Here is a 10,505-nt window from a genome sequence, read left to right on the forward strand (position 1 = left end):
GGATGACCAGGCTCACAGCAGCGGTTCGCGATCCGAATTGCATGTTCATTCATAAGGGTGCATGCTTATATTCATGTCCAAGGTACTCACTTCCCTCCCCGCCGGCGAGCGCGTCGGAATCGCCTTCTCCGGAGGCCTCGACACCTCTGTCGCGGTCGCGTGGATGCGCGAGAAGGGTGCCGTCCCGTGCACCTACACCGCTCACATCGGCCAGTACGACGAGCCCGACATCGAGTCGGTGCCCGGCCGCGCCACCGCCTACGGGGCGGAGATCACCCGCCTGGTCGACGGCCGTGACGCCCTGGTCGAGGAGGGTCTGGCCGCCTTGGCCTGCGGCGCCTTCCACATCCGTTCGGGTGGTCGCCCCTACTTCAACACCACGCCCCTGGGCCGCGCCGTCACCGGCACCCTGCTGGTCCGCGCGATGCTTGAGGACGGCGTGCAGATCTGGGGCGACGGCTCCACCTACAAGGGCAACGACATCGAGCGGTTCTACCGCTACGGCCTGCTCGCCAACCCGTCCCTGCGCATCTACAAGCCGTGGCTGGACGCCGACTTCGTCAACGAGCTCGGTGGCCGCAAGGAGATGTCGGAGTGGCTGGTCGAGCGCGACCTGCCCTACCGGGACAGCACCGAGAAGGCCTACTCCACCGACGCCAACATCTGGGGCGCCACCCACGAGGCCAAGTCGCTGGAGCACCTCGACACCGGCATCGAGATCGTCGACCCCATCATGGGCGTCCGTTTCTGGGACCCCGAGGTCGAGATCGCCCCCGAGGACGTCACCATCACCTTCGACAAGGGGCGCCCGGTCGCCATCAACGGCAAGTCCTTCGACTCCGCCGTCGACCTGGTCCTGGAGGCCAACGCCATCGGTGGCCGCCACGGTCTGGGCATGTCCGACCAGATCGAGAACCGCATCATCGAGGCCAAGAGTCGCGGTATCTACGAGGCTCCCGGCATGGCGCTGCTGCACGCCGCCTACGAGCGTCTCGTCAACGCCATCCACAACGAGGACACCATCGCCGCCTACCACAACGATGGTCGCCGCCTGGGTCGCCTCATGTACGAGGGCCGCTGGCTGGAGCCGCAGGCCCTGATGATCCGCGAGTCCCTCCAGCGCTGGGTCGGTACGGCCGTCACCGGCGAGGTCACCCTGCGGCTGCGTCGCGGTGAGGACTACTCGATCATGGACACCACCGGCCCGGCGTTCAGCTACCACCCGGACAAGCTGTCCATGGAGCGCACCGAGGACTCCGCGTTCGGCCCCGGCGACCGCATCGGCCAGCTGACCATGCGCAACCTCGACATCGCCGACTCTCGCGCCAAGCTGGAGGACTACTCCAGGCTCGGCATGGTCGGCAGTGAGCACCCGACGACGATCGGCGCCGCCCAGGCGGCCTCGACCGGCCTCATCGGCTCGATGCCCGAGGGCGGCGCGGAGGCCATCGCCTCGCGCGGTGCGGTCGACGAGGACGAGTGGCTCGACCACGCGGCCATGGAGTCCGGTACCGACTAGGTCTCCCCCCTGCCCGAACACGGTCGGCCGCCCCGAAGACGACGGGGCGGCCGACCGTTGTCCGGTGGGGTCGGCGGGATTCCCGAGGCAAGATGGAAACATCCCATAACTTGACTGACTCCAGAAAACGCTGCACACTGGGAGTATGCCAACCCCTTCGGATTTCGAGCACATGCTGCGCGAGTCCGCTCTGCGGGTGACGGGCCCTCGGATAGCTGTGCTCTCCGCCGTGCACGACAACCCGCACGCGGACACGGAGTCGATCATCGACGTCGTGCGAGGAAGACTCGGTACGGTCTCCAACCAGGCGGTCTACGACGTTCTCAAAGCCCTGACCTCCTCTGGCCTGGTGCGACGCATCCAGCCCCAAGGCACGGTCTCGCGTTACGAGACACGAGTCGGGGACAATCACCACCACGTCGTGTGTCGCTCGTGCGGCGCCATCGCCGACGTCGAGTGCGCCGTCGGCCACGCACCCTGCCTCACCGCCTCCGGCGGCCACGGTTTCGCCATCGACGAGGCCGAGGTCGTCTACTGGGGCGTGTGCGGCGAGTGCTCCTCGACAGAGGTTTCCTGAGCGTTCCCGCCGGTCGGGCGGATGTCGCCCAGGTGGGCCGAGCACAGGTCCGGTTCGACGCCACCTAACGTCCGGTGGTGGTCGCCGGAGCCCGGGAGGCGGCCCGGCGGGCGATCACCGCGCAGACGAACAGTTGGATCAGGTGGAAGATCATCAACGGCAGCACGTACATCCCCACCTGTTCCGACGGGAACAGCAGGATGGCCATGGGAAGCCCGCTCACCTGACTCTTCTTCGAGCCGCAGAACATCAGGACGATCCGGTCTGCCCGTTCCATCCGCAGCACGTGGCCCAGTCCGGTGAACAGGGCGAGCACGATCGCCAGGAGCACACACGAGACCAGGACGACCATGAGCAGCTGCGTGGGTGGAACGACCTGCCACAACCCCTGAGTCACACCGACGCTGAACGCCGCGTACACCACCAACAGCACCGACCCCTGGTCGACCACCGACACCGCGCGAGAGTGCTCCTTCAACCACGGCCCGATCCGTCGGTGTAGCAGCTGACCGGCGACGAAGGGCACCACGAGCTGCCCGAAGATCCCGAGCAACGACTCCGGGGTGATCTCCACCGCCGACCCCAAAAGGAACGCGGCCAGCAGCGGGGTCAACACCACTCCGAGCACGTTGGAGATCGACGCCGAACTCACCGCCAACGCCACGTTGCCACGGGCGATCGAGGTGAACGCGATGGAGGACTGCACGGTCGACGGCAGGACGCACAGGAACAGGAAACCCGTGGCCATCACCGGGTTCAGCACCGAGGACGGCAACGCCGCGATCCCCAGGCCGAGCAGAGGGAAGACCAGGAACGTGCAGGCCAGCACGAGCAACTGGAAGCCCCAACGGGAGAACCCTTGCCGGGTCTGCGCGGGAGAGAGCTTGGCCCCGTGCAGGAAGAACAGCAGGCAGATCGCCACGACCGTGATGTGGTCCAAGGCATCCGCCGCCACACCACGCGCCGGCGCGAACGTCGCCACCACGGGCAACAGCAGCAACAGCAGCAGGAACGGGTCGATGGCGCGGCGCAGACGGGAGAGCATGTTTCCACTCTCCCGGCCGAATGGTCATTCGGAAACAGGGATACCGTACTGACTGTATTCAGCTAACGTGATGACCATGCGCGACGAACTCGACCTGGTGCGGGTACGCACCTTCGTCACGGTGGCCGGACAGCTCAGTTTCTCCGGGGCGGCACGGCGACTCGGCCTGAGCCAGTCCGCGGTGAGCCAACACGTACGGCGCCTGGAGACCACGCTCGGGCGGACGCTGCTGGAGCGCGACACCCACGCCGTGCGCCTGACGGCGGCCGGAGAGGCCTTCCTGGGATACGCCCAACGCATCCTCGACCTGAGCGACGAGGCGATCGGCGCCGTGGTCTCCTCCGAGCCGCGCGGACGCGTGCGGTTCGGTGTCTCCGAGGACTTCGCCCTGACCCGCCTACCGGACTTCCTGCGCCGCTTCCGCGCGCTCCACCCGTACGTCGACCTGGAGTTCACCGTCGAGCTCAGCGTGACGTTGCACCGCCGACTGCGGGCCGGGGAACTCGACGCCGTACTCGCCATGCGCCTGAACGCCACCACGGGTGTGGACGCCTTTCGGCCACGAATCCTGTTCCACGACCCGTTGGTGTGGGTCTCGGCCCCCGACGTCCGCATCGACGAGGACGAGCCGGTCCCGTTGGTGCTCTACCCCAGACCCAGCCTGACCCGCGACGCCGCGCTGGACACCCTGATGTCCGCCGGACGCGCACATCGGGTGACCTGCACTTCGGGGAGCCTGAGCGGACTCCGCGCCGCGGCCCTCGCCGGCATCGGCGTCATGCCGTTCGCGCGCTCCCTCATCCCGGACGGGTTGGTCCACCGAGACCACGGACTGCCCGAACTACCCGAGACGGCCTTCGTACTGATGACCCGCGGCACCACGTTCCCTCCAGCCGTGCGGGCTCTCGTCGAAGCACTCCAGGACGACCACCGCGTACTGCGGGGCGATGGGGAAGGGGCAGCGCTCAGGGGCGGGGCCCTCCGGTGACCTCCTCCGCCGGCGTGACGGCGTCGCCCTCCTCGACCGGCCGTAGAGAGCCGACCAGCGCGCGCAGCTCCGTCAGGTCGGCGCCCCCCACGATTCGATCTCGGCGAAGACACCCGGCAGCCATTCCAGCCGTACGAGGAGATCGAGGTGGCCCGAGTGGCTCTCCTTCTCCTCGACGAGCATGACGGTGTGCCCGGCCTCCTCGACCTCTTCACAGACGTGGCGATCGATGGCCGACCACTCCTCGGATTCCAACAGGGCGGCCCGGTCCGGGTACTCGGAGACCGTCAGCACCACCTTGTCGAACGCTTCCCGTTCGTCCTGGACGACCAAGGCCCAGTCCATCGCGATTCGCAGGACGACCACCACGACGACGATCGCACCGGCCCACCGAAACCCCCGATCGTCGCTCAACACGAACGTGATCGGTACGGCGAAGGCGAGGAACGCGGTGGTGACGAAGGCCGGGATGACCGGGTCGGGCTCGGGAGAGGGATCCTCTTAGACGGCGCCGATCCCGACGAACATCGCGGTGAGCCCGGGAACCAACAAGAGCAGGAACATGTACGACACTCCACCGATGAGTAGGGCGGCGATCGGACTACACCCGAAGGGCGGGCTGGAATCGTCGAGTGAGCCGGTGGAGGCGGGGGAGCCCACGGTGCGGTGACCTCTCCTGCGGAGACGCGGGGTGAGTGGGTGGCCGCACCTTGGGACGCGCGGACCGACCCGTCGGGTTCCGCTTCATCCCAACGACCAACGAAGGGCCGGCCCGAGAGTTCGGGCCGGCCCTTGTACGTCTGCGCGGGGTATGGGGTAAGTGGTTCGGGGCGTGGGGTCAGTGTTTGCCCGCACGCAGGTCGCGCACGGTTCCACGGATGCTGTCCTTGAAGTTCGAGGTGCGCCGGATGGCCTTTCCCTTGAACTGTTCGAAACGGCCACGGGAGCGCATCCGGGAGTTCCCCGTCGCCCGCCCGGCCAGTTCCCTGACCCTGCCGCGTACCTGGGTGGCATTACCCCTGAGTTTCTCCGACCGGCTCATGAGCCCTCCTCCTGAAGGATCGGTGGCGTCGCTTGCCTGTCTCACTCGGGTACCTGCCACTTCTGTGGGATTTCATGCGGACATGCCCTGGAGAAATCGACGTGGCATGGAGCACACTCACGCCTCGTTCGTGGACCAAGCCATTGGCATGATCGGAGGATCGAAATGGAACCCAAGCGCCTGAACTGCGCGGTTATCCGATAGAGGAACAATGGGTTGTTCGGGGATTTCCTCGAAGGGCCGGAGAGATCTCCGGCTTGGAGGAATGGGCATCGGGGCTTTGGTGGTGGGGGTGTTGGGTGTTGCTCGGGTGGTTGGTCGGGCCCCTGCCCGAGGCGCCCCACGCACTGACCTTTCACCCACAACCTCGCCCTGAACTTCTGCTTGTCGCGATCTTCTTTCGCTCTTCCTCCTCACCCCCTCCCCACCTCCGCCCCCTCCGCGCCACCCCCGAGCTCCGCGTTTCCCGAGGCTTCCCGCTGATTTCACCGCTTCCACATCGCTCGATGAGCTCGCCGTGTTCACGAGCGCGGAGAATGCGAGGTCCAGCGGTTCACGTGCGATCGAGCCTGTCGGCTGCGTCGATGCGGGTGACATGTTTGGATGGTTCTTTGGGCGGGCTCGGGGATGACTCCATGAACGGGGGTGTTCTACCGACCTTCGGTGGTCGCCCGCTCCGCCGCGACGTCGTAGTGATTCAGGGGGGAACGGTGCGCGTCATCCTGGTCGTGCTCGGTGTGTTCGCGATGTTCGCACTGGCCCTCTGGGCGCTGCTTTGGTGGCCGCTCAGCCTCGTCGAGTGGTGCTTCGTGACCCTCGCCGGTGTGGGGCTGGTGTGGGTCACCGCCGGGCTCATCTGGGAACGCCCCCGAAGACACTGAGCTTCGCAGGCGGACACTGGGCCTCCGAGGTTGTTTCAGGGTGTCTAGAGGAGTCCGGTGAGAAGTGGGTGCCGGTCTGCGGTGGTGGCGGTGGTCAAGTAGGACGTGTTGGTGTGGGCCGTGTCCCCTGAGGAGTGTCGGCGGCGCAGTTCGGTGCGGGCGAACAGGGTCACCAGCCCGTTGAGAAGTCCGATGGTCTCCAAGCGGGCCGATCGGGACAACGACGTCGGTTCCAGTACCTGCAGGGCCCGCACCAGGTAGTCCATGCGCCGGGGACCCACGGTGGGTTCCGCGGGGCATGTCGAGCATCCAAGGGTGGCGCAGGTACACCTGTTTCTGGCGCCCGGCGAGCGTCGCCAAGTCCTCGACAGGGTCTCCGCTCGACTGGACGTCCAGGTCGATCTCGCCACTGACGGCGTCGGCCACGACATCCCCGGGCCGGTGAGGCACGGGGTCGCCGCGGAGATACGTGCTCTGGCCGATCACGCGCCGGGCCCGGTCGGGCCACGGTGACGGCTCATGTCTCCTCCCGGTGAATCTCCTCCCGGCGAAAGAGGAACAGCCCGTACCCGGCTTCGGAATCCACCCACTGGGCCCGCGGGGTGAAACCGTGAGCCCCCACTTCGTCGGCCAACCCCCGTTCATCGAACTTCACCGAGTAGCCGACGTTGACGAACCGACCGCGCGGCAGATCCAGCGTGATCCCGAGTCCTGGCACGTGCACCGTCCGATCGGCCCGCGCGCGCAGGCGACCCTCCACGGTGGAGGTCTCCGGGTTGTACCAAGCCTCCGGGACGAAGTCGTCGAGCACGAAGTCGGCGCCGTAGCGTTCGTTGAGCCGGGTGAGGTAGTTGAGTCGGAAGTCGGCGAAGGCCGAGTGTCCGGGTGGATCGTTGTAACAGGTCTCCAGGGCCTCCCCGCCCTTGTCCAGGTCGACGGAGACGAGGAAGCTCTCACCCGGCCTCAGACAGCGCGCGATCTCTCCGGTCAGCCCATCACGTTCCTCCCGTGTGGCGTTACCGAAGCTGCTTCCGAGGAAGACGACCGAGAGTGGTTCACCGGGGCGGGTGCGCAACCACTCCAGCCCTGCCTCGTAACGCCCCCACAGACCCGTGACGGCCAAACCGTCCAACTCCGAGCGCAACGTCGCGGCGCTGGAACGCAGCATGCCCTCGTCGACGTCGATCGGTAGATAGGTGGTCGGGCGCAGCCGTACGCGGTTCTCCAACAGCAATCGCGTCTTCTTCGCGCTGCCACTGCCCAGTTCCGCGATCCGCCCGCAGCCGAGTGCCGCGGCGATCTCCTGTGCGTGGTGCTCCAGAAGGCCGCGTTCGACCCGGGTCAGGTAGTAGGTGGGCAGCTCGGTGATCTGTTCGAAGAACCGGGAGCCGACCGCGTCGTAGCCGAGCCAGGGCGGCAACCGAGGCGGTGTCCCCCGCAGGGCGTCGCGCACGACGGTGTCCTCCGGCACGGCGTCGCCAGGGTCTGGGAGCCGGACGACGCCGGTCCGCGTCTCCGATGGTTCGGCGAACGTCATGGGGTCTTCACTCCCGCCTCGGGGCGGAAACTCGACTCACCACGGCGCCAACGCTGGAACAGGTACTCCTCCAGCCGGCCGGCCAGGAACAGACTGCTACGGATCCCGAAGACGACGTCGGCGGTCAGTTCGGGCTCCGCCTGGAGCAGTGGCGTGATCACCTCACGACGGATGAGCTGCTCATGCACCGCGTCGGCCTCCACGTGTTCGGCGTAGAAGCGGATGGCCGCCGGACCGCAGCCCAGCTTCCGCATGGCCTTGACCAGACGGTCCGAGCCGGGGGACGAGGTGAGTTCGACGGTGGCGAACTGCCCGATCAGCGCCGCGCGCAATCCACGGTGCAGCCCGCACAAGGACATGAAGTTGACCTCGGCCAGCATCGCGGGGGGAGCGGAGTCGACGTAGGCGCCGTAGACGTCGGAGAGACCGAGTTCGGCCATCATGTCGGCGAAGAGCTTCGAGTGCGTCCGCTCGGGGTCGCCGGCGCCGTACTCGTCGTGCTGCACCGTCACCAAGGCGGCTTTGGGCGGACCGTCCAGGCGCGGGACGACGAAGGTCTGCGGGTCGGCCTCCTTCAAGTGGTAGAGCGAACGGTGAGCGATGTACTCCCGCAGCTGCCACAATTCCCCGCGCCGGCGTAGATAGTGGGAGATGCCGAACGCGTCGAGGTTCTCCACGAGGAGTCCGTTGAGCTCGTCGTCGATGTCCGTGCCGGTGGGCACGTCGTGCCTGAGCGCGTTGAGGAAAGCCCCCTCCAACTCGGCGCGGACCGCCAACAACGCGGGATCCCATTCACGGTCGTCGTCGACTCCGTCGAAACCACGGTAGTGAAGTTCGTAGCAGCAGTAGAGCGCCAGTTGAAGGTCGTCTCCATAGGGCGCGGAACCTTCCACCGCGGGAACCTCGTTCGGGTTTCCACGTAGTGCGGACAGAACCCCCTCCGAGATGGGGCCGCGAGGGGCCGGAAGCGTCGGCGCCCTCGACCTCGTCGTGGTCATGATGTGTTCTCCTTCCCCTCTTCGTCACGTACACGTCGACGGTGGCTGGTGTCGCAGAACGGGCGGCGTCCACTGCGGCCGCACGCGCACAACGCGGTGACCGCTCGGTCGCTGAGCACACGTGTTCCATCCGACATCTCCACGTCGACCGGGCCGTAGACGAGGATCGGACCCTCGTCGGTGACGATGACCCGGCGACGGGACTCAGCCATGGCACGCCTCGATGACCACGAGTTCCTCCTCCGTCTGGTCAGGGCCGAGCAACCCTCGGGTACGCAGTTCCGGGGCGCGCGTTCGTAACACCGGCCCGAACGGGATGCGGGCTCGTGCCAGAACCTCCGTCACCAGCCCGGCCTCCGCGAGCCGGTCCAAGGTGGCCTGTTCGTCGGAGAGGGTGGACTGCACGAGGAGGAGCGCGCCGTCCTCGCTGAGCACCGAGGACACCCCCGAACAGATGCGGTTCAGCAGGACCCGACCGTCCGGTCCCGCGTCCCAGCACCTCGCGGCCCGGTGCCGGGACGGCATCGGACCGACACCGGGTACGTAGGGCGGATTGGCGAGCACGAGGTCGAAGCGACGCGCGGCCACGGGGGCGAACAGGTCGCCGCGCCGGACCGTCGCCGAGATCCCGTGGATACGGCTGTTGAGCCAGCTCGCCACGACCGAGCGTAGGGACAGGTCGATCGCGGTGAGGCTGGTCGCCCCGGCGCGGAAGGCCTCGATGCCGAGGGCACCGGTGCCCGATCCGACATCGAGAACCGAACGGCCGGAGAGCCGGCCGCGCCGACGCAATACGTGACGTAGTAACGAGGTGTCCTCTTGCGCTCGGTAGACACCAGGAGGTCTCACCAACAACATGGCTGTACCACTACCCGACCGGGAACCGGACAATCGTTCCCTTGGGGCGCCTCACCGAGCTCGGTCTCCTTCAGAGACGGTCGACCAGGATCCGTCCATCGGTGGTGTGCTGTCCGGCCAGGCCACCGCCGTAATTGGCTTCGACCCGCGAACGTTCGGCGTCGTTGGGCGAGGAGACGGTGCAGTCCACGCCACCGGTGGAGCCCGACATCAGCGAGGAACAGGGGCCGGGCTTGGCGTCGGGCAGGCCCAGGCTGTGGCCGAGCTCGTGCGCGGCGATGCGCACGGCGTCGTAGCCTTCGGCGGTGCCCTGGCGGCCCATCCAGACGGTGACCTGCCCGCCCGGACGCACCGGGCCCAGGTGGGCGCGGGGCCAGTCGTCGTCGGCGATGATCAGGATCTCCGAGTGCTGTCCGTCGGAGGCGGGTTCCAGGCGCACGTTGTCGACGCTGGAGTTCCACACGTCCACGGCCGATGAGACGGCGGAGGTGTACTCCGCGGCCTGGCTGTCGTCGTAGTACAGGACGGTCTCGTTCGCGGCCATGGCCGGCGCGGTGCCCACCAGCATCAGTGTCAGCGCGCTCAGTGCGAACAGCGGGGAAGTGAGGATACGTCTCAGCACGGGGGTCTCCCTGGGGTGAAGGCGCCGATGTCGTCGGTGACCCTGTGGGGTCGGGGTGATGCTATGCGTAGCGTCGTATCGCCACAAGGAGTGCAGAGCCATCGATATCCGCCGGCGCCGAACGACTCCTGCCCCTGCGATCGGTACTGCGCCACGCCACTGCCGAACAGGTCCGTCAGGTCGGCCTGCCCACCGAGTGGATGCGCGCCGCGTCGAAAACGGGTCACTCCACCGGCCTCCTCGACCACCGCGACGGTGGTGAACACCAAGAAAAAGTGACCGTCCTGACATCGAATGAGGCTCGGGTGAGGGGGTCTCGGGGGGAGGTGGGGGAGGGGGAGGGAGGCACCGCGGGCCCGGCTTCCGCTGTGGGGCGGGCGATGCGGGGCGGATGTGCCGCGCATGCGATCCGGCCGAAAGGTTGCTCCGGCTCGGTGT

General features: G+C 67.4%; 14 protein-coding genes. 4 read left to right on the top strand and 10 right to left on the bottom strand.

The genetic code is table 11. The features are described from left to right. Window positions 1-73 precede the first annotated feature (73 nt). Complete coding sequence (gene argG / locus ACWGSK_RS06310) at window positions 74-1,519, top strand: argininosuccinate synthase (RefSeq protein WP_358508337.1); 1,446 nt, start codon at window positions 74-76, stop codon at window positions 1,517-1,519. Between the two features lie 145 nt (window positions 1,520-1,664). After that, the gene (locus ACWGSK_RS06315; protein ID WP_358508335.1) at window positions 1,665-2,096 is read left to right on the top strand and encodes a Fur family transcriptional regulator; all 432 of its coding nucleotides are present in this window, start codon (window positions 1,665-1,667) and stop codon (window positions 2,094-2,096) included. A gap of 64 nt (window positions 2,097-2,160) precedes the next feature. Here ACWGSK_RS06315 and ACWGSK_RS06320 read toward each other — a convergent pair whose 3' ends face one another. Then, on the bottom strand, window positions 2,161-3,141 hold the full coding sequence (locus ACWGSK_RS06320; RefSeq protein WP_358508333.1) for a bile acid:sodium symporter family protein: 981 nt from the start codon (window positions 3,139-3,141) through the stop codon (window positions 2,161-2,163). A 76-nt stretch (window positions 3,142-3,217) separates the two neighbouring features. Here ACWGSK_RS06320 and ACWGSK_RS06325 point away from each other — a divergent pair, with 76 nt between their 5' ends. Beyond that, a complete protein-coding gene (locus tag ACWGSK_RS06325; protein ID WP_452455352.1) occupies window positions 3,218-4,129 on the top strand; it encodes a LysR substrate-binding domain-containing protein in 912 nt (303 codons plus the stop codon). 72 nt (window positions 4,130-4,201) lie between these two features. On the opposite strand, the gene ACWGSK_RS06330 is transcribed toward ACWGSK_RS06325, so the two are convergent. The 3 genes from ACWGSK_RS06330 to ACWGSK_RS06340 form a co-directional block, all read right to left on the bottom strand. Next, complete coding sequence (locus tag ACWGSK_RS06330) at window positions 4,202-4,543, bottom strand: hypothetical protein (RefSeq protein WP_452455353.1); 342 nt, start codon at window positions 4,541-4,543, stop codon at window positions 4,202-4,204. Window positions 4,544-4,630: 87 nt separating this feature from the next. After that, a complete protein-coding gene (locus ACWGSK_RS06335; protein WP_358508328.1) occupies window positions 4,631-4,789 on the bottom strand; it encodes a hypothetical protein in 159 nt (52 codons plus the stop codon). A gap of 178 nt (window positions 4,790-4,967) precedes the next feature. Continuing rightward, on the bottom strand, window positions 4,968-5,171 hold the full coding sequence (locus ACWGSK_RS06340; protein ID WP_452455354.1) for a CsbD family protein: 204 nt from the start codon (window positions 5,169-5,171) through the stop codon (window positions 4,968-4,970). A gap of 635 nt (window positions 5,172-5,806) precedes the next feature. On the opposite strand from ACWGSK_RS06340, the gene ACWGSK_RS06345 reads away from it, so the two are divergent. Then, window positions 5,807-6,052, top strand: a complete 246-nt coding sequence (locus ACWGSK_RS06345; RefSeq protein ID WP_358508324.1) for a hypothetical protein — start codon at window positions 5,807-5,809, stop codon at window positions 6,050-6,052. A 44-nt stretch (window positions 6,053-6,096) separates the two neighbouring features. On the opposite strand, the gene ACWGSK_RS06350 is transcribed toward ACWGSK_RS06345, so the two are convergent. From ACWGSK_RS06350 to ACWGSK_RS06375, 6 genes are all read right to left on the bottom strand, one after another. Continuing rightward, the gene (locus ACWGSK_RS06350) at window positions 6,097-6,333 is read right to left on the bottom strand and encodes a hypothetical protein (RefSeq protein ID WP_358508322.1); all 237 of its coding nucleotides are present in this window, start codon (window positions 6,331-6,333) and stop codon (window positions 6,097-6,099) included. A gap of 236 nt (window positions 6,334-6,569) precedes the next feature. Further along, the gene (locus tag ACWGSK_RS06355) at window positions 6,570-7,589 is read right to left on the bottom strand and encodes an L-histidine N(alpha)-methyltransferase (RefSeq protein ID WP_358508320.1); all 1,020 of its coding nucleotides are present in this window, start codon (window positions 7,587-7,589) and stop codon (window positions 6,570-6,572) included. After that, a complete protein-coding gene (locus ACWGSK_RS06360; protein ID WP_358508318.1) occupies window positions 7,586-8,587 on the bottom strand; it encodes an iron-containing redox enzyme family protein in 1,002 nt (333 codons plus the stop codon). The genes ACWGSK_RS06355 and ACWGSK_RS06360 overlap by 4 nt, the downstream gene beginning before the upstream one ends. Continuing rightward, window positions 8,584-8,799 (bottom strand): CDGSH iron-sulfur domain-containing protein, encoded by a 216-nt coding sequence (locus ACWGSK_RS06365; protein ID WP_358508316.1) that lies wholly within the window; start codon window positions 8,797-8,799, stop codon window positions 8,584-8,586. The genes ACWGSK_RS06360 and ACWGSK_RS06365 overlap by 4 nt, the downstream gene beginning before the upstream one ends. Further along, window positions 8,792-9,445, bottom strand: a complete 654-nt coding sequence (locus ACWGSK_RS06370) for a HemK2/MTQ2 family protein methyltransferase (protein ID WP_452455355.1) — start codon at window positions 9,443-9,445, stop codon at window positions 8,792-8,794. The genes ACWGSK_RS06365 and ACWGSK_RS06370 overlap by 8 nt, the downstream gene beginning before the upstream one ends. A gap of 70 nt (window positions 9,446-9,515) precedes the next feature. Beyond that, complete coding sequence (locus ACWGSK_RS06375) at window positions 9,516-10,067, bottom strand: snapalysin family zinc-dependent metalloprotease (protein WP_358508314.1); 552 nt, start codon at window positions 10,065-10,067, stop codon at window positions 9,516-9,518. Between the last annotated feature and the right edge of the window lie 438 nt (window positions 10,068-10,505).

The organism is Nocardiopsis sp. NPDC055551 (assembly GCF_053619415.1).

Bases quoted from the DNA above. Each gene is read 5' to 3' on its own strand.
- argG (WP_358508337.1), top strand. From the start codon at position 74: ATGTCCAAGGTACTCACTTCCCTCCCCGCCGGCGAGCGCGTCGGAATC.
- ACWGSK_RS06315 (WP_358508335.1), top strand. From the start codon at position 1,665: ATGCCAACCCCTTCGGATTTCGAGCACATGCTGCGCGAGTCCGCTCTG.
- ACWGSK_RS06320 (WP_358508333.1), bottom strand. From the start codon at position 3,141: ATGCTCTCCCGTCTGCGCCGCGCCATCGACCCGTTCCTGCTGCTGTTG.
- ACWGSK_RS06325 (WP_452455352.1), top strand. From the start codon at position 3,218: ATGCGCGACGAACTCGACCTGGTGCGGGTACGCACCTTCGTCACGGTG.
- ACWGSK_RS06340 (WP_452455354.1), bottom strand. From the start codon at position 5,171: ATGAGCCGGTCGGAGAAACTCAGGGGTAATGCCACCCAGGTACGCGGC.
- ACWGSK_RS06345 (WP_358508324.1), top strand. From the start codon at position 5,807: ATGAACGGGGGTGTTCTACCGACCTTCGGTGGTCGCCCGCTCCGCCGC.
- ACWGSK_RS06355 (WP_358508320.1), bottom strand. From the start codon at position 7,589: ATGACGTTCGCCGAACCATCGGAGACGCGGACCGGCGTCGTCCGGCTC.
- ACWGSK_RS06360 (WP_358508318.1), bottom strand. From the start codon at position 8,587: ATGACCACGACGAGGTCGAGGGCGCCGACGCTTCCGGCCCCTCGCGGC.
- ACWGSK_RS06365 (WP_358508316.1), bottom strand. From the start codon at position 8,799: ATGGCTGAGTCCCGTCGCCGGGTCATCGTCACCGACGAGGGTCCGATC.
- ACWGSK_RS06370 (WP_452455355.1), bottom strand. From the start codon at position 9,445: ATGTTGTTGGTGAGACCTCCTGGTGTCTACCGAGCGCAAGAGGACACC.